We start from the raw sequence: 23,068 nt of genomic DNA, 5'->3' as shown, positions 1-23,068 counted from the left end.
GCATGGGAATGCGGGCGACGCGGCTGATTTGTCGCGTCGTTTAACAATAATCAATCGTAATTTTCTCAAAGGGATATCAGGAGCTGAGAAATGAACATCTATGATTCACAACGCAATCAGCGTGATGTCGACGTCGACATTGCAAAGCTTGTCGAGCCGGCGCGCATTCACCGCCGTGTGATTGCTGATCCGCATGTCTTTGATCTGGAAATGGATCGGGTATTTGGCCGCTCATGGAACTATGTTGGCCATGAAAGCCAGGTTCCGCAGCCGGGTGACTATTTCACCACGCAGATCGGGCGTCAGCCGGTCGTCATGTCGCGTCATACGAACGGACAGGTCTATGTCGTGGAGAACCGTTGTCCGCACAAGGGTGCACTTGTCTGTCCCGAACGTTCGGGAAACTCCAAGCGTTTCATGTGCATGTATCATGGATGGCGCTTCGAGAATGACGGCTCGCTCGTGTCTGTCCCGGTGCATTCCGGTTACGATCGGTCTGGTTTTGACACCAAAGATCCTGGAAACGGGATGAAGCGTCTTCCTCGCGTCAAGAACCACCGGGGTTTCATTTTCGCGTCGCTGTCTGCCGACGCTCCAGATTTCGAAGCCTGGGCGGGTGTCGGTCTGCGAGGCCTGGACAACATGGTTGATCGCGCGCCCGACGGTGAAGTTGAAGTCATCGGCGATTGCTACCGGACCGTCCAGAACAACAACTGGAAGATCTTTGTCGATAACATGAGCGACGGTATGCATACCTCGTTTGTCCATCATCAGATGGCCAGAGCAGCACGTCAGACACTTGAAAAGTTCAAGGGTCAGGCTCGTCCCGGCGGCCTTGATGTTGCCTCGATGCTTGCGGGTGACCCCGACCAGATGGCCAAGATAGATCTAATGGCTCATCCGAATGGTCACTTTGACATGGCAGCCTTTGCGCCGGATCTGAAGGGGGCGGATGCAGAGCAGTATCGGGCGGCTCTTGTTGCTCGTCACGGCGAAGAGGGCACCAACGCAATCCTCGGTCGTAACTTCCACAATGTCCTGATGTTCCCGACAATCATCATGCAGCCATCTCTTCAGCAGTTGCGCGTCATTCGTCCGATCTCAGTGGATAAGACATTGCTGGAGATCTGGGCCTTCCGCTTGAAGGGTGCACCGGAGAGCTTCATGCGCCGCGCGATCACGGGGGCAAACCTCGCCAACTCTCCATCCAACATCGTCGCAGCTGACGATTTTGAAGCCTATTTCCGCGTCCATGCCGGACTGAAGGGGCCGCGGTCGGAGTGGATCAGCCTGCATCGCGAAGCCAATCGTGACATCCCGGATGGAACAAGCCTCCGCGGTGAGACCGGTAACTCCGAAGTCTGCATGCGCAACATGTATCAGGCTTGGCGCAATTACATGATCGCCTGAAAGGCACCACGAGAACCGAGCAGAGGAATTGACAATATGTTAACGACACATCAAAAGCTGCGCCTTAGCCGGAGCGAGGCCGAGGATTTTTTGTTCCAACAGGTCGCGTATATCGACGACCGCAACTATGAACCGTGGCTGAGCTTGTTCACACCGGACGCGATTTATTGGGCGCCTGCGCGACCTACCGATACGGATCCCGAGCTTCAGCAATCGTTCATGTACGACGACTTTCCTATGATGGTTGCTCGATGCGAGAGACTGCTTGCTTTCGGAACGGCTGGGCAACAGCCGATTACGCGCAGCAGCCACGTTGTGAGCAACGTAAGGATCGGCGCGCCCGCACCCGATGAGGAGGAGGTGGTAGTTCATTCTCGCTTCCACGTCACACAGTTCCGGCGCGACGTTCTGAAATATTACTCTGGATCCTACACACACACGCTCGTGGGCACTGACGAGGGAATTAAAATCCGTAGGCAGCGTGTGGACCTCATCGACTGTGACGGAGTCCACGACACAATTCTTCAGCTCTACTTATAATGAGGTCTTTCAACGCTCTCATGCACCCTACCATGGATAGCGTTTTGAAGAGCATTGAATCGCCAGTGGCCTGAATCGAAAACTGAATTTGACACCGTCATCTTCTGTGACTCTTCAAGGCGGCCTTATCACCACCTCCGTGCCAAGGCATGATTTCGTTGGCGCGGACGTGAGGTACCACATGTCGTTACCTCGGGTAATCGCATTAGCATTTCCGTGTTTTTCGTGGGTTGACCTCCGGCTCGCAGCGTCTGCCAAAATACCTTGAGGTATTGAGGCTTGCGCAATTGCCCGTCGAAGACTGCGGGATTGAAATCAAGCCAGTTTGCTGACTCTGAGTAGTTGAGGTTCCGCAACGAAACTTTTTAAGAAAGGCAGGACTGATGATTGGCAATCGGGAAACAAAAAAAGAAGAGTATCTCTGTCAACCGTCAGGGATTATCTACGCAAACCCGGATGGCACAGAACTAAAGGGTGATTTTTACGCACCAAATGCTGTAGGCCCGTTTCCTGTTGTGGTCGCAGTACCGGGAGGCGGCTGGATCGCGTCCGAACGCCGCAGCCTCAGCAATTGGGGTGCCCATCTTGCGAGATCAGGCATTGCTGTTTTCGTCATCGAATATCGAACCGCTCGCACCACGAAGATGTATCCGGAGGCAGTCTGCGATGTTGTCAGTGCGGTTCAGTATGTGCGAGGCGCTGCGCAGGAGCTGAACATTGACCCTACCCGGATCGCATTGATGGGAGCCTCAGCGGGGGCGCATCTAGGCGCTCTTGCCGCATTGGCGGGTAGTAATCCACACTTCAAGCCCATTAGACCAGCGCACAACTTTGGTGACATTTCGCCGGAGGTGAAGGCATTTCTCGGCATTTACGGTGTGTATGATCTCTACATGCATTGGCAGCAGGAAATCGCATACGCGCCGAACCCAGAGGACCGGAGATCCGAGCGCTTTTCCGGCGCCAATCCCTATGACTTTCGACAGTTGTATTTCGACGCATCACCGCTGAGCCATGTTTGCCACGCGGCGAACAAGATGCCCATTTTTCTGTCCTATGGCACGGAAGACAGTGTAGTTGATCCCCAAACGCAGACTATTCCTTTTGCCCGCGCTCTTAGTCAGGCCGGCTTTATGGTGCGTATCCAGCCCGTGATAGGGGCAACTCACTTCTGGTTCAGCGAGGAAAAATTTGAGGAGCCAGGCGGATCGATTCACATCATCCAGCCGCACATCATGAGGTTCCTCAGACGCCATCTTTAAGAAGACCCGGTTGCTTCCCCGCGAAAAACTACTTTCGCACACATTGGTTTATTTTTCTGGGAGGAAAAAATGAATACCACAACGGAAACGCTAGCGGGACGAGTTGTCCTGCTGTTTTGCAACGGCGCCGGCATGCTCGATTTGGTGATTTTACCGCTATGGGTTGGTGGCCTTATACGGACCTACAGTTTCGATCCACAGGTAGCAGGCGGGCTCGTCACACTTTACCTTGCGGGCATGGTTGTTGCAAATGTCAGTGCGGGATTCTTTTTCCATCGGCTTCCTGCGCGTCCTGTAGTGACGGCTGGCTTCCTTGTCGCTGCATCTTGTTTCTTTCTAATGCTCAGGCCTGACCTTGGAGGGGGATATTCACTCACTCTTAGGCTGGGTGCACTCAACTTAATCGGCGGCCTCGGTGCGGGCGTTGCGCTGGCGGTGGCTCATGGAACCATGAGTCTTGGCCATAATCCGCATCGGCTTTTTGCTGTTGCCAACCTCGGGCCCTGCATCTTCGCCGTTCTATTTTTCGCAATGACACCGCCAATGATGAATACAATGGGTGTCGGCGCCGTATTCGTGAATGCCGGTGCGATCATTCTCATCGCTGGGGTCTTGTCGCTTTTTGCTTTTCCCAGCATCCCGAGGAACAACAGCCCAAAAGAGGTATCGGAACGTGCCACTGGTACGCCGACGGCTATTTTGATTCTTTGCTTTCTAGGGCTTTTGTCTATGTTCCTGGCGAATTCAACGATCCTCAGCTTCGTGGAGCGGATCGGTAATGCTGAGGGTTTCGAATCTGCAGCAATCGGGACAGGGTTGATGATCGGCGGGATTATTCCTTTGTTGTCACCGGTAGCTGCCGGTTTCCTTCAAAATCACTTGGCCGCCACCTGGACGGTCGTCTTCGGATTGTTGGCTCATGGCGCGTTTGCGATCGTCCAATCTCATCCAGCTAATTTCTTGGTGTTCGCTCTAGCGAACGCGTTGATAACTTCAACGACAGTGTTCACCATTATCTTCGCTTTCGGCTTGTTGGCTAAGCTGGACCCGAGCGGACGCATGAATGCGCTTACCGCCAGCATGACAATGACTGGCAGTGCGCTCGGGCCGATTTACGGTGGCACTATCGCAAAATACGCTGGCTTTTCAGCAGTTGGATTTGGGGCTGCAGCCCTAGCTGTAATCGGTGCACTGTGCTTTTCTGTTGTCGCTATGCGACTGCGCAAAGGCGCTCTCGTCCAGTATGCCTAAGTAATCCCGGCTCGATGTAGCGCCGGAGCGTGAGGAGCTGGAGCGACAGCTCTAATCCCTCCAATGCTGAGTCCGCCTATTGCCACTCGAGCATAACCTCTTGAACCCCTAGAAAATGCCTGCCGCTCCTGAGCAATCTGGAGGTGGCATGAAAGATGCCGCGCCCATCGAGAGAACGGATCGCTGATATGCCGATGATCTTGGGACAGTCACGTTTTGCGCCGTTTGGCTTATTTTTCCCTGGTTTTGACGAACTTAAGGAAGGGGTGCAAACGTGACTGCACCTTACAATTATCACATTGGCGTGGATTACCACAGAAGCTACAGCCACCTGATTGTCCAGGATTCCCGCGAGAAGACATTGCGATCGGGGCGAGTGAAGAACGACCGCCAGTCTCTTGGTTCGGTTCTGGCACGGTATCGCGAGAACAGCCATGCTGTGATGGAAGCCATCCGTAACTGGCTGGTGATGTACGACTGGCTCGACGACATTTGTGATGATGTCGTTCTCGCCCACTCGTTGAAGCCAAGGCGATCACCGACGCGAAGATCAAGACCGACAAGATCGACGCGACGGTGCTGGCGCATCTGCTCAGAGCTGATCTGGTGCCGGAGGCATGGGCTTCCAGGGACAGGGTGTGGGAGTTGCGCCTCGCACTTCGGGAGCGGCTGTTCTATGTGCGGCTGCGCACGATGACAAAGAACCGGGTCGCGACCGTGTTCGACCGCTATCCGGGAGCAAACGGCGCAGTTGAAGAAACCGGGTGATCTGCTCGGCAAGACAGGTCGCTAGCAGCTCGCTGCGATTGACGTCTCAGAAATCGACCGCGTCCAGATCGATCGCGAGCTTGATTTCATCGGCGACATCAATGAGCGGATCAAGCAGTCTGAGCCACGATCCGGGCTATGACGAAGACCAATGGCAAGGTGAAGCTTTTGAAGGCCATCCCCGGTATCGGGGAGTTCTTCGCCAGGCTGATCGACGCCGAGATTGACGACATCAGCCGTTGCCGCGATCCGAAGAAGTTGGCCGCCTATGCCGGCCTTGTGCACTCGAGCTATTCGTCGAGCGGCAAGACTTACCACGGCAAGATTATCAAGCAGGGCAACAAGTGGCTGCGCTGGGCTTTTGTCGAGGCCGTTCAGCCGGCCATCGCGACAGACCCGCAGCTTCGCGCCCAGTACGAACATATGAAGTGCAGAGGAGTGAACAAGGCGTATGTTGCGATCGCGCGCAAGCTTTTGACGATCACCTTCCAGATTCTGCGTAACCAGCCCTCACGAGCGGCGCGGTACCAACAGCGAAGAAGGTCTGCCGTCGACGATATCCCGGCTGTCCTGATTGTCTTCTAGCGAGCCTGGCAGGTCCGGGCAGCGCTCTTCAGGAGCATGGGAATCCGGGAGCCGAACGCCACTCTGTGACCGAAACCGACAAACAGGCCAGTGTTAGGAGCACGAATTGGAGAATGGTTCAGCACCGCAGGACGGCAAAGGCCCGTCCTGCGAACGAAGAAGATTTAGCCCATCGGTGGAAATGCCGGTCTCGACACAATAGAGCCCAGGGAATGCGACGCAGAATAAGCATTTTGCCCCGTGAGTTCTTTCATTGGAGATGACAAGGCCGGCGGACGCCATCAAAGACATCCATCGATTGCCAGAACTGGTTGCTCCAGTCGAAGCTAACCGTTCACCACGTACGCTTGGTAGACAACTATATCGCCATCAGATGCAGTCTAACGGAAATTTGCGATCATTGCTGCTAGGATTATCGCAAACTACGGGGCCTCGCTGGCCCGGCGTCGTGTGTCGCGTTCAGTTGGCGAGCGACGATATCGTGGTTGAGCCACTGGATTGGTCCAGAGGGCGCGCTGGATGACCGGAAAATCAACTGTCCGGTTGCTTCCACGACAAGCTTGCTCAGATGGTCACTGATCAGCGCATTGCTGTCACGGTGCATCTGCGTGATTTCGTGCGATGTCCCGATCGTGAGATCGGCCTGAGCCTGACTGTTCGGCATAGGCCATGCCGAGAAATTGTAGAACGGGATCATCACATCGCTGGCCTGCATGGCGCTGATTTTTTCGATAATGTCGTTGATGGTGACATCGTCGACCAACAGAGCCTGGCACGCCTGCCACTGTTGTTCTGCCCATTCTTTCCCGCCTTCTTTTTTCAAGGCTAGCAGCAGGGGAATCAGTGGCAGTTCGATACCTGTGAACACATCAGATGAGTTCGTGCGGATTTCCGGGCAATTGTAGACGCTTGCCTTGATTCCGTCCACCCATGCCCGCTCGGCAATGCCCTCCAGCCGCATCTTGGCGTAGCCTTGGGTGTAGTTGGTGTAGGTCTGCCAACGATATTTGCCATCGATGAGGATTTCGGTGCCATGATAGCCATAGGCGATATATCGAACCTGTCCGCCAGATGCTTCGACGCGTTCACGAATGGCCGAGCTGAAATCGATCAAATGGCCGAACGTGTCCGCCGATACCGCATCGAAATTCTGCAGGATCAGCTTGCCCAAATCACTCTCGATGAGCGCCTGAGAGGACATGTGCCGGGCTCCTGTCCCTTTGTAGATGCGATTGGCGAGAACCAGAAAAACCTTTGCTTTCGGTATTCCGCCCGCCATCGTGTGGGCGAAGAACACGTTCTGTCCTTCGGAAATCATGCCGTCTACAACGCCCATTACCTCCGTGAGTGCGCCCGTGAAGCGCTCGGCGGCGATATCACGACATTGGGCTACGTAGTCCCAGTCGAGTTTGTCGCTCTCCCAACTGCCAATGGTCATTTTGGCCAAGAAATCCGTGGGCGTGGGGCCACCTTCCGGCGCATCGAGATCGAAGCCGGCCATGAGGGGAATGTTGATGACCTTGCCACCCAGACGTTCTTCGGCCGCTGCGAGCTCCTCGTCATTCAGCGGGCGCAGAGCATTGTCTTCGCCTCGACGTCCTACCGTGATTCCGACAATTTTCATGCCGACGTTGCGCGCTTCGTCAAGCAGCCCCGTGGCATAACCACGTCCGAAAAGTTCGCCAAAAAGAACAAAGACATCTCCGCATTTGAAGACGTTGCTCTCTGGGATCTGGTGCAGAGAGGACGAATTATTCAATTTCCTACACTTCTTCATTTGAGGCTTCGAGCGTCGAATTACCTAGCTGTAATGCCAAAATACGAATAAACAGGGAACTCATATTGGGTTACAGAGCATCGTATAACGTGAGTACTACTCGTATTCTTTCGACCCGCGATGCGCTCATTTCACGCGGACTCAAGCCAGCCTTCGCATAGACCCGTTAGACGGACAAGCAACGGGCATTTATTTAAGCCAAGCGCTGGAAAAGCCGATGTTCAAATTCTGTTCGCGACCTGCAGCTAAGGAGAGTATATTTATCGGCGTCGTTTGCGAATATCTCGTGGCATTCTCTTTCAAATTCGTCATAAAGTTCTCTACCTCACTTTATGAAGAATGTCTGTTGGTTTCCGCACAGAACTGAGCCGGTTATGGAGTGAACCCTTCGGGCTGGACCACGGGACACGGAAAAACTGATACACTCTGCGGGCCTCAATCGGAGAAGGCTCATGAAGTCCCGAGGTCCATATCGCCGGCATTCGACGCCGTTCAAATTGCAGCTTTGCCAAGATATCCGAAACGGCGTCATTGGACGGCGCGACGCACAGCGCACCTATAGCGTTTCGGCTAACCTCATCCAGTTGTGGCTCACGCAGTTCGATCTTGGTGAACTGAACGACGAGGAAGCAGAGGCTAGTGTTATTGCCGAGTACGAGGCACACATTGCGGCGCTTGAACGCAAGGTCGGCCAGCTTACCATGGAGCTGGACCTGGTTAAAAAAACTCCGCGCCAGCCGATCGCCGGCGACAGCGGGAACTCCTCCATCATCACCGGTCCCCGGACTGTTCTATCAGACGGGGTGCAAAATGATCGATCTTCCGAGAAGCAGCTATTATTATCGATCAACTGCGAAAGCGTTGAACCATGGGGATGCGGAACTCGTTGCAATCATCGAAGACATCCAGGACGAACTGCCCTGCTACGGATACCGACGCGTAACGCACGAGCTTCAGCTAAGAGGCCACTTGGTCAACCACAAGCGTGTCGCCCGCGTCATACGGGTCAACGGCTTCGGGATCAAGCCTCGCAAGCGGTATGTTCGCACGACGGATAGCAACCACGATTCACCGATCTACCCGAACCTTTATCGCAATGTGATCCCGTCGCGGCCTGACATGGTCTGGGTGGCTGACTTCACATACATCCGCATAGCCGTCGGCTTCTGCTATCTTGCAGTTATTCTGGATGCTTGCAGTCGGAAAGTCGTCGGTTATGGTCTGTCAAAACGCCTGGTACGCCGCTGGCATTGGCAGCGTTGCATTCGGCGCTTGAGAACAGAAAGCCTCTACCCGGCTGCATCCACCACACGGACCGCGGATGCCAATACGCGAGTGAGACCTATCGACGAGCGCTTGATGCTGCCGGTCTGCAGGGGTCCATGAGCGCCGTCGGCAACCCTTATCACAATGCTCAGGCAGAGAGCTTCTGAAAACCCTGAAAGTCGAGGATGTCTACATCGCCGGCTACGAGACCTTCGCGGATGTGGCCGAACGCTTGCCCAGGTTCATTGAGGAGATCTATAATGCCAAGCGGCTACACTCGGCCCTTGGCTATATGTCGCCAGCAGAATTTGAAACCCAACTCGCCCAGCAGGCGGCTAAGTTTGAAGCGCCTCGCTGGTCCAGCCCGAAGGGTTCACTCCAAAACAGGCTCAGTTCTGCGCGGAAACCAACAATCATGTCGCCGTTCGTGCCGGCGCGCTCGATCCTGAGACCTACATCGCGCTGAAATAACCCGATTCCTTATCAGACCAATGCCGCGGGGAGTGCACCCGTTGCCGATTTCCAGACATCGTACGGCGCCCGCCGCCCTTTGAACAAGCGCACACAAACGGCGACGGGGCGAAACGCGTCAGGACTTCAACACGACATAGGCCTCGGGATCGAGTGTCGCGATCCGCACGGCGATCTTACCCGCCACGAGCGCCGCCAGCAATTGCTGTATCGCCGCTGCGAGCGAGGTGAGCAGGTCGCGCGTCCGGTCAGGCGCGGGCAGAATATGCAATTCGACATTGATCAGGGGCTGATCGGGCAGTCCATGGACAGGAAGAACGGCAAGCTGGCACGCGGCGGGAGCGACACTCAACCGGTGGCAGACCAAGTCCCGCAACTGAGGCAGGAGGGCAACGATATCCTCCTTCTGGCTGCCGACGGTTTGGTCGATATAGATTTTGGCGTTGGGCAAAGGATCCTCCTGGCAGTTAGAGCAATTCCAGCAAAGGTGGGAACTGGCTCTGCGTCCGGAGCTGCGTGAAAACACAGGGACAGAGCATCGGAGGCGATTCTGTTTCCGCCGGAACGCTCTGGCTCGGTTGCCCACCCGAGCATCGCTCCTCCGGGTGGGCCGTTGAGAAAAGTCAGTGTGCTAGTTCGGAACGAACCGAGCCCCCAGGCTGGTCTTTCCGGGTCAGCCCCCATATGGCGACGGCGGCAACGATGGCAGGCAATGCGCCGACCGTGAATAGCGTCTGAAGAGGCATTTGCGCGGCGAGCAGCATGCCGCCAACCACCGGGCCGAGAATTGAGCCGATGCGGCCGATCGCGAGGGCGAAACCAAGCCCCGTTGCTCGGGAGGGCGTGCTGTAAAGTCCTGCGGCCAACGCATTCATGTTGTTCTGGGCACCGTTGACACAGAAACCAGCAACGAAAATCGCTACACCGAGCAGCAGGCCGCCCTGCGAGCTGACATACCCGACGGTCGCGATGGCCACTGCGGCCGCTAGCAGCACAAGCCAGAGAATGCGGAACGAACCGATGCGGTCGATGATGCGCGCCAGCACAATCGTGCCGACAATCCCACCGAAATTAAGAAGCGCCGTGAAGAGGATAGCCTTCGACAGGTCTATGCCGGCGCTCTGCAATGTCAGCGGTAGCCAATTGATGAGGAAGTAATACATCAGCAGGTTCATGAAGAAAGCTGCCCAGAGCAGCAGCGTTCTGGCAATTCGGTCGGAACCAAACAGTTCGGCCCGCGCGGCTGCCCGGTTGCCGCCCTCGACCTTCGCCGTCTCAAAACGAGTGTCCGTCGGCAGGTTGGCCTCGGGAACGGCCCTCGCGACAAGTTTTGCGACAGTCCGGTCGGTGGCGCGCCGGCCCACGAGGAAGCGGACCGATTCCGGCAGCAGTGGCACCAGCACGAACAGCAGGAGAAGAGGCGCGATGCCCCCCACCAGGAAAACGCTTTCCCATCCGAACGCCGGAATGATCTGCGCCGCAAGAAGCCCCCCAAGAACGGCTCCGAAAGGGAAACCACAGAACATCACGCCGACGGCGGTCGAGCGCCACCGGGTCGGCATATATTCAGCGCTCAGCGCAAGGACGTTAGGCATTGCCCCGCCGAGACCCAGACCCGTTAAGAAACGAAACACCAGCAGCGTTTCGACCGAGGTGGCAAATATCGTCGCCAGCGAGAACAATCCCATCAGCGCCACCGAAATGACGATAGCGAGCTTACGTCCCTTGCGGTCTGCAACTGGACCAAGCGACAGCGCTCCGACCATCATCCCGACCAGGCCGGCGGCGAAGACTGGACCGAAGGCCGTAGGCGTCAGGCCCCAGCTTTTTGCAAGAACTGGTGCGACATAAGCGATTGCTTGCGTGTCGAAACCGTCAAGGACGACGACGGCGGCGCACAGTCCGACCGTAAGCGTCTGGAAGGACGTCCATCGCCCCTCGTCGATCAGCCGATCAACGTTGATCATCTGCGCATTCTCAGCCATGTTTTCTCCTCCCAGGCTATGAATGATGGGTGTCCGGACCTTCAGTTCCGGAGCGGCCTCGATTTGCCGATGTAAATTGCCGACGGTCGTCAGCCGGACGGCGCAAGAACGAAATCGAATGGCGATCGCCAGAGCGTCTTCGCTCCGCTCAGGCGTTCATAAGGTGCGATAAGGGTATTCTTCACCCCGAAGACAGTGTCGGATTCGAGATACGGGTCCTCCCCAACGAAGGTGTGCGTGACAAGCTTCTGATATCCATCCGCCGTGACCATGTAGTGCATATGGGCCGGACGATAAGGATGGCGCCCGAGATGACCGAGCATCCGGCCGACCGGACCGTCATCGGGAATGGGGTAGGAAACCGGCCTGATCCCCACAAAACTGTATCGGCCGTCCGGGCCGGTGACGAAGATGCCGCGATTGTTCCACTTCGGCTGGATGCCCGGCTGCTGGACATCGTAGAAGCCCTCGGCGTTGTCGGACCAGACATCGATCCGCGCGCCTTCGATCGGCTGACCCTCGAGGTCCAGAACCTTTCCTTCGAAAAGACAGCTTTCGCCCTTGCCATCGAGCGAGATGCATTCCTCCATGGACCTGACCGGCGCGCCGACAACATGGAACGGTCCAAACACCGTATTTTCCGTTGCCCCAGCCGGCCGGCGATTGTTGATGGCGTCGACCAGCATGGAAAAGCCGAGCGTGTCGGACAGCAGGATGAACTCCTGCCGCTCGTCGCTGCAGATCTGCCCGGTCTTCGTCAGGAAATCGATGCCGCTTTCCCATTCCTCCTGGGTCAGCTGAATTTCCTTCGCAAAGGCATGCAGATGTTTGACGAGACACGCCATCACTTCGGCAAGGCGCGGGTTCGTGCCCGGCCCCATGCGGGCGTTTACGGCCTCGACCGAGCCGTCCTCGGTAAAATAGGATGACATTTCATTCCTCCGTAATCATCGTCCGAAGCAGCTCAGCGATCGGGGACGGCTTCCTTCCCATGCGCCTTGCAGTAGCGCCCGGATTCCAGCCTTCTCAATGGGCCTGGGGTTCCAGTAGGGGTTCCTGACCGCGAGCTCAGCGGCCTCGTCGAGGTCCGTCTCCACTACGCCGAGCGCCCTGAGCGCCTGCGGTGCACCGAGGGAGGCGGCGAAGTCATAAAGCCCTCCGCCGACCGGCCCGCCGAGGAGCTCTGCGACCGGAGCCAGCGCAGCCGACACCGCCACCTCATTGTAGCCCGCTGTGTGGGGCAGCAGGATCGCGTGCGTTTCGGCATGCGGCAGATTGAAGCGTCCGCCCAGTGTGTGACAGAGCTTGTGATGCAGCGCCATGCCGACCTGGGCGAGAACCGTCCCGCAAAGCCACGAGCCGAAAAGCGTTTCCTCGCGGGCGGCGAGATCGCCCGGCGCCGCCACCACGCCCGGCAGGCCGCTGACGAAGGCGCGGATGCCGCCAAGCGCAAGCTGGTCGGAGAGCGGGTTGCTGTCCCGCGCGTAGAGCGCTTCGATGGCGTGTGCGATCGCGTTGAGCCCGCTGGTCACCGTCATGGTGACCGGAAGCGTTGCCACGAGTTCGGGATCATAGAGGATCACTTCCGGTTGGACCTTCGGGGAACGGAGCGTTTCCTTCACGCCGTTTTCGGTCTGGCCGAGGACCGGCGTCGCCTCCGATCCCGCATAGGTCGTCGGCAGGACGATCTGCGGCAGACCCTTGCGTAGAGCAATAGCCTTGCCCAGACCAATCGTCGATCCGCCGCCGATCGCCACAAGGCAATCGGCGCCAGCCGCGGCATCAATTGCTGCCATCGTGATGTCGAGCGGTGTGTGCATGGCAGCGTCGCTGAAAAGACCATGACCTAGAGGCCCCAGAGCCGATAGCAGGGCTTCACCCTGGGGGGCCTGTTGCGGCGTCGTCAGTACAAGCGCCTTCCGCAGCCCGAGCGTCTTTAATTCAGCGCTAACCTCGTGCCGAATACCGACGCCGAGGCCCACCTTCACTGGAGGATGTCCCGCTTCAAAACCGGCATAAAAGGTCTTCATCAATCATACCGCTTTCTTCAGGAAGCCAGCAACCTGGCGGTAGTTCGCCGCGACCTCTTCGAGCTCGGCGGCAGAGATGAGGTCCTCGATCCGGTCGTCCGGGCCTTTAACCCGTGACGCTGCAATGTCCAACACCCGCTCGGGGCCGGACTTGCGATTGTTTATTACGACGTTGGTGGTGATCGGGCGACGTATCGCCTCATAGGCAGCAAGCCCCGCCGGTCCCGGCTGTGCAGCCAGTGCATCCGCGAGCGCCCGGCCGTCAAGGATTGCCTGCGACGCCCCGTTGGCTCCCATCGGATACATCGGATGTGCAGCGTCTCCAAGGAGTGTTACGCGACCGAGGGTCCACCATGGCAGCGGATCACGGTCGATCATCGGGTATTGCGTGATTTTCTGAGTGTTTGTGAGAAGCGTCGTAATATCGAGATCGGGCATATGGAAGCCAAGATATTCGGAGATAAAATCGCGATCAGCCTCCCGCGTCCAGTCTGCTTCCTCGGCCGCACGTGGATTGTCGTGACGAACCTCAGCCACCCAGTTGATTAGTGCTTTGCCGTCGCGGGCCGCGCGACCGCTGATCGGATAACAAACGAATTTCACATCGTGGTCGCCGGCGATGAACATGGTCCGGCCATCGGCGAATGGTGCCTGCAGATTGGCCCCTCGCCACATCATCGTTCCTTCATAACGGGCTGGTCCCTCATCTGGATGAAGCTGTTGGCGCACCCTCGACCTGAAGCCGTCCGCGCCCACCAGGAGGTCTCCTTCATAGAACGACCCGTCATGAAAGCTGACGCGAACACCCCGATTATCCTGTTCGAAGCCGGAAACGGCTTTACCGGTGATGACTGCGTTCTGGCCGAGACGGTCGCGGACCGTATCCAGCAGAAGGAACTGCAGCTCGCCACGATGCACCGAGTACTGCGGATACTCAAACCCGGCCTCGACACACCGCGGGTCGGACTGGATGAGATGGCCAAAACGGGTGCGGTACTCGATCGCCCGGGTGCGGATTGCAATGTCATCGAGCGCGTTGCCAAGCTCCAATCCGAACAGCACGTCTGAGGCGTGCGGCATGACATTGATCCCGACGCCGAGTGGCTGTAGTGCATCTACCGCTTCAAACAGCTGAACCTCAAAGCCTTTTTCATGAAGGCAAAGTGCGGCAGCAAGGCCACCGATACCGGCACCGGCAATTACAATCTTCATTTGGTTGTCTCCTTGGAAGGTGTGGTCTCTTCCTGTTTACGTTCTTCGAAAAGGATCGAGACAGCTTCATCGACCGCGATGTCGATGAGGGAAGGTCCGTTATGGGTGAAAGCCTGAGTGAATGCGTGATCCAGATGCTCAGGTGCCGTCACGCGCTGCGCCGAGCATCCGAACCCGCAGGCGAGCGAAACGAAGTCAAGCCCGGGCAGATCAATGCCGGGTGGTCGTTCGGCCTGCATGATCCGGCTGAAAAATCGCATGGCGCCATAACCGGAATTATTCATGACCACGAAAGTGATCGGCAGCCTGCGCTGCGCAGCCGTCCATATTCCCTGGATCGAATACATGGCCGACCCGTCACCGATCAGACACACGATGCGCCTCCCGGGGCGTGCGAGAGCAACACCCACCGAGGCCGGAAGGCTGTATCCCAGTCCGCCGCTTGCCATTGTGTAAAAACTGTCGGCTCCCCGCATGGGAAAATAGGCCTGAATTGCTGGCCGATGTGATGGCGCTTCCTCTACCACAATAGCATCTGGCGGCAGAAGCTGACAAAGTCGGCTGAGGGCAAACCCAGGCGGAATTGGCGTTGCCGATGGTGGTGCCGGCGGAATTTGCCGGCGAGCGGGGAGCTGCCTTTCCGCCGTCTCAGGCAATGCCGCCAGGAGCGCCGCGAGGGATTTCGGCATCGTGCCAATCAGGCTTTCTCCGACCGGCGACGTCGCAGCCTCGGACGGGTCGTCCGTGATCTGCCAGATAGGCGTCCCATTAGCAAAGAGATCGCAATATCCTTCCACGTGAAACGTGAAAACCGGAGCGCCAAAAACGGCGATGAGATCCGCGTCCCGCAAGGCTTCGGCGAGCGCGCCGGGCGCGGCATGCAGAAATCCCGCGAAAAGCGGATGGCGCTCGGGAAAGCTCGCTCGGCTCGACATCGGGCTTGCCCAGACAGCGGCCTTGGCGCGCTCAGCTATCGCGACCATCAGACCGACGGCACTATTACGGTCGACATCCGGTCCAACGACAAAGACGGGTCTCTTCGCCTTCGCGATCACCTCGGCAAGACGCTTGATCGCCGCGGTGTCGGGCCCAAATTCGGTGGCGATGGAGCGCATGGGAACGACGGGGGCTGTGCGAGCCCAGTCATCAGACGGAACCGAGACAAATGTCGGCCCCCGGGGATGTTGCATGGAAATCCGGAACGCCTTCGCGATCGCGGCGGGAACATCATCCGCCCTGGCCGGCTCTATACTCCACTTCACATACGGCTTCGGAAACTGGGCGGCGTCCTCGGCAAACAGATAGGGCCTGAGCGGCAGGATGCTGCGGGCCTGCTGACCAGCAGTCACGACGAGCGGCGTCTTGTTGCGAAACGCCGTGAACAGATTGCCGAGAGCGTGGCCGAGGCCCGCCGCCGAGTGGAGGTTGACAAAGGCTGGCCGTCCGGTTGCCTGGGCATAGCCGTCCGCCATACCGACGACGCAAGCCTCCTGAAGGCCCAGGACGTAATCGATGTCCGTGGGCCAATCGTGCAAAAATGCAAGTTCGGTCGAGCCTGGATTACCAAAAATCCGGTCGACCCCGAAGGAGCGCAACACGTCAAGCGTTGCCTCCCGGACAGTGAGATTGTGCGTGTCCATATTTTTAAATCTCTTCGTGACCTGCGCTGAATATTGTCAGAAGGGGTAATGTTGCGGCTCGGTCTCGATCGTGATCCAGCGCAACTCGGTAAACTCGGCAATCCCTGCCTGGCCGCCGAAGCGCCCGAAGCCCGATCCCTTCACGCCGCCGAACGGCATCTGCGCTTCGTCATGTACGGTCGCGCCGTTCACATGGCAGATGCCGGATTCGATGCGTCTGGCGACGGTGAGGGCACGAGCGACGTCCCGGCCGAACACCGCGGCGGAGAGACCGTATTCGCTGTCATTAGCGAGGCGAATTGCATCGTCAATACCTTCGGCGCGGATCACCGACACGACCGGACCAAAGCTCTCCTCACTATAAATCCGCATCGCATCCGTCACATGGTCCAGAACAGTCGCAGGAACTACAGTACCCGCGCGTTCGCCTCCGACAACACGCTCGGCACCTTTGCTAATTGCGTCATGTATTAGATCGCCGACCCGTTTTGCCGGAACTTCATCGACGAGCGATCCGATTACCACCGGGCCGGAGCGCGGGTCTCCGGCAGGCAAGCCCGCCGCCTTGGCGGCGAGTTTTTCGACGAAGCGATCGGCAACCGTCGCATCAACGATGACCCGCTCCGTCGACATGCAGACCTGTCCCTGATTGATGAAGGCACCGAATGCGACGGCTGCAACGGCAGCATCTAGATCGGCATCATCAAGCACGATCAGTGGCGCCTTACCGCCCAGTTCCAGCACCACCGGCTTGAGGTGGCGGCCGGCAAGCTCTCCGATAATCCGGCCGACGCGGGTGGAACCGGTGAAATTGATGCGTTTGACGGACGGATTTGCGATCAGCCTTTCGACAATGGCCGGCGCATCCTCCGGGGCGTTGGTGATGACGTTGACGACGCCTGCGGGGAAGCCCGCTTCGCGGAACACCTCGCCGATCAAACGGTGAGTGCCAGGGCAGATTTCCGAAGCCTTGAGGATCACTGTGTTTCCGCAGGCCAGAGGTGTCGCCACCGCGCGAACACCAAGGATGATCGGGGCGTTCCATGGTGCGATGCCGAGGCAAATGCCCGCCGCCTGCCGAACCGCCGTGGCTATACAGCCGGGCTTGTCCGACGGGATTACTTCTCCTTTAATCTGTGTTGTCAATGATGCGGCCTCGCGCAGCATGCCGCTCGCGAGCTTGACATTGAATGAAGCCCACATCTCCGTCGTGCCGATTTCGGCAATCATGGTGCGCACGAATTCGTCGCGCATCCCTTCGAAGACCTCGGCCGCCTTCAGAAGCAGCATCCGGCGGTCATTCGGGCCAAGTGCCGACCATGCGGGGAAGGCTGCCGCTGCCGCGGACACCGCCGCGTCCGCGTCCTCCACCGTTGCCGCGGGCGCCGTCGTAGCAACCTCCCTCGACAAGGGGTTGGTGCGGTCAAACGTCCTGCCATTGCTTGAAAGCAGATCCTGGTCACCGATCAGAAGATTGACATTCATGGTTTCCTCCCATTTTTATGTAATAACTCTTTCATATTCAATGAGATAGCGGTTCGTCTTTAGTTTCGTGGACGAAACGCAAAGCAATTGCAGCGGCGGCGGCGAGAACGAGATAGTAGATGACAATCGACCATGTACTGCCTGTGGCCGCGTAAAGTGCGGTTGCGATCAGGGGAGCGAGGCCGCCGCCTAGGACGGTCCCCATCTGCTTGCCGATCGACACACCGCTGAAGCGGACGTGCGTCGGAAACAGTTCCGGGAAGTAGCTGCCTTCGGTGCTGAACATCAGAGGATGAATGATGCCTGCGGCGATGATCACCGCGCCCATGACAAGGACCGCATTCTGCGTGGCGAGCAAGCCGTAGAAAACCAGCATGGAAAGCGACGCCAATGCCAGGCCCGCGAGAAAGAGACGCTTGCGTCCCGTCCTGTCCGACCAACTGCCGATGGCTGGCATGGCGATCAGCGCGACGATATTGGCCAATAGCACCGCTTGCGTCATCACCTCTTTGCTGACACCCAACTGGCGGGTTGCGAAAGAAAGGGTAAATATAGCCGTCAGATAAAAGAAGGAGGTTTGCGCCGCCTCTGCGACAAGTACAGCGAGAATTGGCCGCGGATAGGACCTGATAGCTTCGAGCGCTGGTACTTTCGGAGGCTGCACCGTCCGAGTCGTCGCCTGGCGAAATGCGGAACTTTCCTCGATCCGAATACGAATATAAATGCCAATACCGACTAGAATGCCGCTGATCAGGAAGGGTATTCTCCAGCCCCAGGAAAGAAGATCTGGTTCGGACAGACTGGCAATCGCCATCGCTGCCAGCGAAGCAAGAACGACGCCAAGCGGCCCCGCCGCCTGAATTATCGCGGCCGCGAAGCCTCGACGATCGCTGGGGGCGGTTTCAATGGCCATCAGACTAGCCGCGGTAGACTCACCGCCTAGGGCAAATCCCTGCAGAAACCGCAGAAGCACCAATGCCGCGGTCGCTAAAACACCTACCTGGGAATAGGTGGGCAAAAGACCGATGAACATTGTCGATAGGCCCATGATCAACAACGTCACGAGCAGCACGGATTTTCGACCGGCGCGATCTCCGAAATGGCCAAACACCAACCCGCCCAGAGGGCGAGCCAGAAAACCGACCGCGAACGTGGCAAAAACAGCCATGGTCGAGGTCAGCTGGTCGAACTTCGGAAAGAACAGCCTGTCGAAAACGATTGGCGCAATCAGTCCGTAGAGAAAGAAATCATACCATTCGATGGTGGTGCCGATGGTCCCGGCGACGAGAATACGGCGGCGTGCAGAGGAACCCTCCTGGCTTAGCTTCGCTACACCCTTGCTGTAAGAAAAGGTCTTGTCTGTAGACATCGGCTCCTCCCGATTGCAATGAAACGGAAGCCCTGGCGCGGGTCATGCGCGAGACTATCCGCACCCGGCGGCAGGACCGCGGGCTGAGTTATTGCACTATGACGGCTGATCAGGCTTTCCGATCCGGGCGCGTCCGGTACGGTCCGAAGGGTTAGTTGCGGTTGCAACGCCCGTTGCGCAGCCTCGGTAACATCTATGAGCGCTTGCGTTGCCCAAAGGCAAAACTCAAAGTCGATCTGCGGGATGTCCGGATTCTCGCGTTCATGTGCTTCTCCTCCGCGGTCATTGGCAAAAGTGAGCGTCTCCTGCCGCAACTGCACTTTTTTGACTTTTGGAAAGTGCCTTTTCAGCTTGCAAACCTCAATGCACATAGGTGACAATAAATGTCACTTTTTCAAACAGGGATTTGACATGCCCGAACCCTTACTCGACCGTGATCGCTTCGTCCTCGGGGATGCCTCGCAACATGTCGGCTTTCTTAATTGCGAACGCATCTCGGAACGTAGGCATATCCACGGCTGGCGCGTCGAGCCCCATTATCACGAGGGATTGACGCAGATCTTTCTTTTCTGGAACAGGCCAGTTGCGGGCCAAATCGACTTTGAGGAAACTCGCATTCAACCGCCGGCGTTGGTCTGGATGCCCCCGCTGCTAAGTCATGGCTTCAACTATCCCGAGGATATTCGCGGCTGGGTTATTACCGTGCCCAGTCTCGATTTGGTCAGGCTTGCAGCGACAATGCCGTGGATCGCTTCGTGGATCTCACGCCCGATCACCCTATCCGGCGAAGATCTGGAACACGATCTTTTGCCGATACGAGCGTTGTTCGAGGACGTCGAGGTTGAGCATGGGTTTTGGGGGGAAGAGAGGAGTGCAATCCTCGAAGGATTATTCCGAATTATTTTGGTGCGCATACATCGTATTTTGCGAACGGTTCGGTCACATGAGACCTTGGCGCGAATCCCTCGCTTAAAACTGGTCACTCGTTTTGAGGCGCTCGTTGACCGCGATCATCTGAAAAACCGGTCGGTCGGTGACTACGCAGCGGAGCTTTCGGTCACTTCGACCTATTTGACTAGATGCGTCAAGGCGGCGACGGGCCGGAGCGCGGGCGAGATCATTCATGACCGATTGCTGCTTGAAGCGCGGCGTCTTATAGTATTTACCGACCTTCCCATTGCACAGATCGCCTACCGGCTAAACTTTTCAACGCCGTCGTATTTTACACGCTTCTTCACGCAGTTGGCGGGTGAGAAACCCACAATATTTCGTAGCCGAATGCGTGCCGCGAAGCAGGCAGAATAAGACGGCATCAGGCCCAACCCGGCCGCCGCAACCGACGCCATTTATGAATTCTCTCATACGGGTCAGTTGTTCTTTATGGTAAGTGCTTTTACCTCATGAGGGAGCCGCCGTTAATGTCAAGCGTTGCACCGGTGATAAACGCCGCTTCCCGCGACAACAGGTAAACAATCCCGGCGCCTACCTCTTCCAGCGTGGCCAGTCGCTTGAATACGGAGAGTGCAGCGATGCCGGTTCGTATCTGTTCGTTCGTGTTACGGAACAGTTCCGGTGTGGCAACTGGCCCCGGGGACACGATGTTGACCGTTATACCTGCTGGCGCGAGATCGACAGCAGCTTGCCGGGCCAACCCCAACAAGCCGGCTTTGGAGACTGAATAAGCCACGTCTGTGCCATTACCCGCCAAATGGCCGGCCGTAGAGCCGACGATGACGACCCGAGCATCCGGCAACGGTGCTGCCAAGCGCAGACGTGCAAATGCCTGAAGGCAGTTGAATACGCCTGTGAGATTGAGGGCCAAGGCCTTGTCCCAGTCCGACAGCTTTGCTGTAGCTATAGTGCCGGCGTGCTCCAGGCTGGAGGTCGGCCCCCCCGAGGCAATCACGAGGATACTGGCCGGGTCGCTCGCCTCAATGGCGTCGAACGCGGCAACGATGGTTTGCGGTTCGGTGACATCCAGTCTGACGGCTTCGTGATCCTTTCCCTGAAGTTGGTCCAGAACCTTCTGGGCGCGGGCGAAGTCGAAATCCGCAACGACGGTGCGATAGCCCTGCTGATCTAGTGCATGAACCGTAGCGCCTCCGATACCGCCAGCTCCCCCTACGACAATCGCGCGACGAGGTTGTATCATGACATCTCCTTACAACGGTTGGAAAAACAAAATCGAGCGTAACGGCCGTCACGGCTCGGCGAGAGAAGTGTCGAGGGCAGTCAGGGTACGAAGAGTGATTAGAACATCGCTCCCGGACAAGCCTGCCTGAGCCAATAAACCACGCCACGTATCACGCACGGTTTTGATGGAGTGTTGCGCTTGAGGTGTGAGAAACAGGCGCGCGATCCGGCCATCCGATTCGTCCGCTCGCCGCTCTAGCTGACCTTTTTCGACAAGCCCGCGCAGTGCGGTACTAGCATTGCTAGAACGCAATCTTAGTTCTTCGCCGAGATCACCCGGCGTAACTCCCGGATACCGCTCCACGTGTAGTAGCACCAGGCACTCCAATTGGCTTAGCGGAACGATCTGCGGATCCTGCAGTGGATAGCCTCGCAGTTTGCGCGCGACGCGCAGGGTAACATCGGCGAGTTCAACGAGCGGATCAGGTGAGCTTATTCTTTTGTCAGTCACGTTGACGTCAGGCACCTATTTATGAAATCATAGCTATATTAACATAGTTAAAGAGGAGGTCAACATGATCATTACCGCTGCCATATCGCGAGCCGAAACCCCCGTTCCGCACCTTGAGGAGGTTGAGCTTGAAGACCCGCGTGCACACGAGGTGCTAGTGCGCATCGTGGCGACCGGCATTTGCCATACCGACATCAACAGTCACGCGGGGCGCGGACTGGCAGTGCCCAAGCCCATTGTGCTCGGACACGAAGGGGCTGGTATCGTGGAAGCCATCGGCGTAGGGGTAACAACCTTGCACGTAGGAGATCATGTCGTACTGTCGGGTGGATCCTGTGGCGAGTGCTCGAGTTGCATGTCCGCCCGCCCGACCTATTGCCGACACGCCATGTTGGCCGGCTTCGGTGGCGCTCGCCTGGACGGCAGTTCCCCAATCAGCCAGAATGGCCAGCCCATTGCGGGCTACTTCTTCGGACAGTCCTCATTCGGAACGTATGCCATAGCCTCGGCACGCACGGCCGTGCGTGTTCCCAAAGATGTTCCACTACACCTGCTCGGACCTTTGGCCTGCGGGATGATCACCGGTGCGGGCTCGATCATCGAGGCACTCAAAGTGCGGCCAGGGCAATCGGTGGTGGTTTACGGTACGGGTGGCGTGGGATTGGCTGCGATCATGGCAGCCAAGCTGGCGGGTGCTTCACGGATCGTCGCCGTGGATGTCAATGCGACACGCTTGGCGCTGGCCGTAGAGCTTGGCGCAAGCGATACGGTGCCTTCGGACGAAAATGTTGATAACGCACTGCGTGCAATCTTACCGGACGGCTTCGATTTCTCTTTCGTCACGGCCGCTCACCCGAGTGTTTACACGTCGGCTGTGGCCTGCCTCGCAGTCGAAGGTACTTGCGGCATCGCCGTCGCCCCGCACGGTTACTGGGCAGCCGATGCGGGTTATCTACTGGCCGGTGGACGAAAGCTGCAAGGCATAATTGGTGGCTCAGCTAACCCACACACCTTCATTCCCATGTTGATCGAATACTGGCGCCAAGGACGATTCCCATTCGATCGGCTAATTAAGACCTACGAGTTTTCTGACATCGCACTTGCGTGGTCCGACGCGACCGATGGTAGCGCGATCAAGCCGGTACTGCTGATGCCCGAGGAGTGAAAGTAGAGAGAGGCGTGGCGACACATCTCTAGCACTCCTTCAGGCGACTGTGTAACAGATGCAGTTGGCTTCTATATGTGGTGGATATTGGTGAAAAACTTCACAAAAAAGGTGTCATGCCCGTGGACCAACGGGAGCGCCTCGGAAGCGCCTAACCCTGCATCACTTCACCGGCCCTATCGACCGGGGAAACGAGATAGAAAATACG

At 57.5% G+C, this 23,068-nt stretch carries 19 protein-coding genes and 2 pseudogenes; 10 read left to right on the top strand and 11 right to left on the bottom strand.

The genetic code is table 11. From position 1 onward, the window contains the following. Positions 1–90: 90 nt before the first annotated feature. The 5 genes and pseudogenes from AGR7B_RS25110 to AGR7B_RS26595 all read left to right on the top strand — a co-directional run bounded on the left by AGR7B_RS25110 (position 91) and on the right by AGR7B_RS26595 (position 5,805). A complete protein-coding gene (locus AGR7B_RS25110; protein WP_080858430.1) occupies positions 91–1,410 on the top strand; it encodes an aromatic ring-hydroxylating oxygenase subunit alpha in 1,320 nt (439 codons plus the stop codon). Positions 1,411–1,446: 36 nt separating this feature from the next. Next, entirely contained in the window at positions 1,447–1,950 is a 504-nt protein-coding gene (locus AGR7B_RS25105) for an aromatic-ring-hydroxylating dioxygenase subunit beta (RefSeq protein ID WP_080858429.1), read from the top strand. Between the two features lie 383 nt (positions 1,951–2,333). Beyond that, positions 2,334–3,212 (top strand): alpha/beta hydrolase, encoded by an 879-nt coding sequence (locus AGR7B_RS25100; RefSeq protein WP_080858428.1) that lies wholly within the window; start codon positions 2,334–2,336, stop codon positions 3,210–3,212. A 69-nt stretch (positions 3,213–3,281) separates the two neighbouring features. Next, positions 3,282–4,463, top strand: a complete 1,182-nt coding sequence (locus AGR7B_RS25095; RefSeq protein ID WP_080858427.1) for an MFS transporter — start codon at positions 3,282–3,284, stop codon at positions 4,461–4,463. A 274-nt stretch (positions 4,464–4,737) separates the two neighbouring features. Continuing rightward, positions 4,738–5,805 (top strand): annotated as a pseudogene (locus AGR7B_RS26595) (IS110 family RNA-guided transposase). Between the two features lie 423 nt (positions 5,806–6,228). Here AGR7B_RS26595 and AGR7B_RS25085 read toward each other — a convergent pair. After that, positions 6,229–7,575: an enoyl ACP reductase FabMG family protein gene (locus AGR7B_RS25085; RefSeq protein WP_080858426.1), complete on the bottom strand. Its 1,347-nt coding sequence runs from the start codon at positions 7,573–7,575 to the stop codon at positions 6,229–6,231. Between the two features lie 828 nt (positions 7,576–8,403). Between AGR7B_RS25085 and AGR7B_RS26130 the strand changes: the two are divergent. From AGR7B_RS26130 to AGR7B_RS25770, 3 genes and pseudogenes are all read left to right on the top strand, one after another. Then, a pseudogene (locus tag AGR7B_RS26130) lies at positions 8,404–8,853 on the top strand (IS3 family transposase); the annotation flags it as partial. Further along, positions 8,787–9,026, top strand: coding sequence for a DDE-type integrase/transposase/recombinase (locus AGR7B_RS26590; RefSeq protein WP_162934273.1), 240 nt, complete (start codon positions 8,787–8,789; stop codon positions 9,024–9,026). The pseudogene AGR7B_RS26130 and the gene AGR7B_RS26590, both read left to right, overlap by 67 nt. Further along, on the top strand, positions 9,023–9,325 hold the full coding sequence (locus AGR7B_RS25770; protein ID WP_121490468.1) for an IS3 family transposase: 303 nt from the start codon (positions 9,023–9,025) through the stop codon (positions 9,323–9,325). Before AGR7B_RS26590 ends, AGR7B_RS25770 begins: the two co-directional genes overlap by 4 nt. A 123-nt stretch (positions 9,326–9,448) precedes the next feature. Here the strand turns inward: AGR7B_RS25770 and AGR7B_RS25070 are convergent, their stop codons facing one another. The 8 genes from AGR7B_RS25070 to AGR7B_RS25035 all read right to left on the bottom strand — a co-directional run bounded on the left by AGR7B_RS25070 (position 9,449) and on the right by AGR7B_RS25035 (position 19,051). Beyond that, a complete protein-coding gene (locus AGR7B_RS25070) occupies positions 9,449–9,781 on the bottom strand; it encodes a hypothetical protein (RefSeq protein WP_080858425.1) in 333 nt (110 codons plus the stop codon). A 172-nt stretch (positions 9,782–9,953) separates the two neighbouring features. Further along, positions 9,954–11,315: an MFS transporter gene (locus AGR7B_RS25065; RefSeq protein WP_080858424.1), complete on the bottom strand. Its 1,362-nt coding sequence runs from the start codon at positions 11,313–11,315 to the stop codon at positions 9,954–9,956. Positions 11,316–11,404: 89 nt separating this feature from the next. Then, on the bottom strand, positions 11,405–12,247 hold the full coding sequence (locus tag AGR7B_RS25060) for an intradiol ring-cleavage dioxygenase (protein WP_080858423.1): 843 nt from the start codon (positions 12,245–12,247) through the stop codon (positions 11,405–11,407). A 15-nt stretch (positions 12,248–12,262) separates the two neighbouring features. Then, the gene (locus AGR7B_RS25055; RefSeq protein ID WP_080858487.1) at positions 12,263–13,345 is read right to left on the bottom strand and encodes a maleylacetate reductase; all 1,083 of its coding nucleotides are present in this window, start codon (positions 13,343–13,345) and stop codon (positions 12,263–12,265) included. Between the two features lie 3 nt (positions 13,346–13,348). Then, positions 13,349–14,557 carry a flavin-dependent oxidoreductase gene (locus AGR7B_RS25050; protein ID WP_080858422.1) on the bottom strand — a complete coding sequence of 403 codons (1,209 nt, stop codon included), beginning with the start codon at positions 14,555–14,557 and terminating at the stop codon, positions 13,349–13,351. After that, positions 14,554–16,197: a benzoylformate decarboxylase gene (gene mdlC, locus AGR7B_RS25045; protein WP_080858421.1), complete on the bottom strand. Its 1,644-nt coding sequence runs from the start codon at positions 16,195–16,197 to the stop codon at positions 14,554–14,556. The genes AGR7B_RS25050 and mdlC overlap by 4 nt, the downstream gene beginning before the upstream one ends. A 36-nt stretch (positions 16,198–16,233) precedes the next feature. After that, positions 16,234–17,682 (bottom strand): aldehyde dehydrogenase, encoded by a 1,449-nt coding sequence (locus AGR7B_RS25040; protein ID WP_080858420.1) that lies wholly within the window; start codon positions 17,680–17,682, stop codon positions 16,234–16,236. Between the two features lie 37 nt (positions 17,683–17,719). After that, a complete protein-coding gene (locus AGR7B_RS25035) occupies positions 17,720–19,051 on the bottom strand; it encodes an MFS transporter (protein WP_080858419.1) in 1,332 nt (443 codons plus the stop codon). Positions 19,052–19,462: 411 nt separating this feature from the next. On the opposite strand from AGR7B_RS25035, the gene AGR7B_RS25030 reads away from it, so the two are divergent. Beyond that, positions 19,463–20,356, top strand: a complete 894-nt coding sequence (locus tag AGR7B_RS25030; RefSeq protein WP_162791740.1) for an AraC family transcriptional regulator — start codon at positions 19,463–19,465, stop codon at positions 20,354–20,356. Positions 20,357–20,444: 88 nt separating this feature from the next. Here the strand turns inward: AGR7B_RS25030 and AGR7B_RS25025 are convergent, their stop codons facing one another. Both AGR7B_RS25025 and AGR7B_RS25020 read right to left on the bottom strand, forming a co-directional pair. Beyond that, positions 20,445–21,203 carry an SDR family NAD(P)-dependent oxidoreductase gene (locus AGR7B_RS25025; protein WP_080858417.1) on the bottom strand — a complete coding sequence of 253 codons (759 nt, stop codon included), beginning with the start codon at positions 21,201–21,203 and terminating at the stop codon, positions 20,445–20,447. Between the two features lie 48 nt (positions 21,204–21,251). Then, positions 21,252–21,695: a MarR family winged helix-turn-helix transcriptional regulator gene (locus AGR7B_RS25020; RefSeq protein ID WP_162934272.1), complete on the bottom strand. Its 444-nt coding sequence runs from the start codon at positions 21,693–21,695 to the stop codon at positions 21,252–21,254. Between the two features lie 64 nt (positions 21,696–21,759). On the opposite strand from AGR7B_RS25020, the gene AGR7B_RS25015 reads away from it, so the two are divergent. Beyond that, positions 21,760–22,860 carry an NAD(P)-dependent alcohol dehydrogenase gene (locus AGR7B_RS25015; protein WP_080858415.1) on the top strand — a complete coding sequence of 367 codons (1,101 nt, stop codon included), beginning with the start codon at positions 21,760–21,762 and terminating at the stop codon, positions 22,858–22,860. The last annotated feature ends 208 nt before the right edge of the window (positions 22,861–23,068 follow it).

The organism is Agrobacterium deltaense RV3 (assembly GCF_900013505.1).
Taxonomy (GTDB): domain Bacteria; phylum Pseudomonadota; class Alphaproteobacteria; order Rhizobiales; family Rhizobiaceae; genus Agrobacterium; species Agrobacterium leguminum.
Note: the sequence above shows the minus strand (reverse complement) of the source record. Positions and strands in the feature narration are given on the sequence as shown.

What these genes read in the sequence shown, in the direction of transcription:
- AGR7B_RS25110 (WP_080858430.1), top strand. Translation starts at nt 91, where the DNA reads ATGAACATCTATGATTCACAACGCAATCAGCGTGATGTCGACGTCGAC.
- AGR7B_RS25105 (WP_080858429.1), top strand. Translation starts at nt 1,447, where the DNA reads ATGTTAACGACACATCAAAAGCTGCGCCTTAGCCGGAGCGAGGCCGAG.
- AGR7B_RS25100 (WP_080858428.1), top strand. Translation starts at nt 2,334, where the DNA reads ATGATTGGCAATCGGGAAACAAAAAAAGAAGAGTATCTCTGTCAACCG.
- AGR7B_RS25095 (WP_080858427.1), top strand. Translation starts at nt 3,282, where the DNA reads ATGAATACCACAACGGAAACGCTAGCGGGACGAGTTGTCCTGCTGTTT.
- AGR7B_RS25065 (WP_080858424.1), bottom strand. Translation starts at nt 11,315, where the DNA reads ATGGCTGAGAATGCGCAGATGATCAACGTTGATCGGCTGATCGACGAG.
- AGR7B_RS25060 (WP_080858423.1), bottom strand. Translation starts at nt 12,247, where the DNA reads ATGTCATCCTATTTTACCGAGGACGGCTCGGTCGAGGCCGTAAACGCC.
- AGR7B_RS25055 (WP_080858487.1), bottom strand. Translation starts at nt 13,345, where the DNA reads ATGAAGACCTTTTATGCCGGTTTTGAAGCGGGACATCCTCCAGTGAAG.
- AGR7B_RS25050 (WP_080858422.1), bottom strand. Translation starts at nt 14,557, where the DNA reads ATGAAGATTGTAATTGCCGGTGCCGGTATCGGTGGCCTTGCTGCCGCA.
- mdlC (WP_080858421.1), bottom strand. Translation starts at nt 16,197, where the DNA reads ATGGACACGCACAATCTCACTGTCCGGGAGGCAACGCTTGACGTGTTG.
- AGR7B_RS25040 (WP_080858420.1), bottom strand. Translation starts at nt 17,682, where the DNA reads ATGAATGTCAATCTTCTGATCGGTGACCAGGATCTGCTTTCAAGCAAT.
- AGR7B_RS25035 (WP_080858419.1), bottom strand. Translation starts at nt 19,051, where the DNA reads ATGTCTACAGACAAGACCTTTTCTTACAGCAAGGGTGTAGCGAAGCTA.
- AGR7B_RS25030 (WP_162791740.1), top strand. Translation starts at nt 19,463, where the DNA reads ATGCCCGAACCCTTACTCGACCGTGATCGCTTCGTCCTCGGGGATGCC.
- AGR7B_RS25025 (WP_080858417.1), bottom strand. Translation starts at nt 21,203, where the DNA reads ATGATACAACCTCGTCGCGCGATTGTCGTAGGGGGAGCTGGCGGTATC.
- AGR7B_RS25015 (WP_080858415.1), top strand. Translation starts at nt 21,760, where the DNA reads ATGATCATTACCGCTGCCATATCGCGAGCCGAAACCCCCGTTCCGCAC.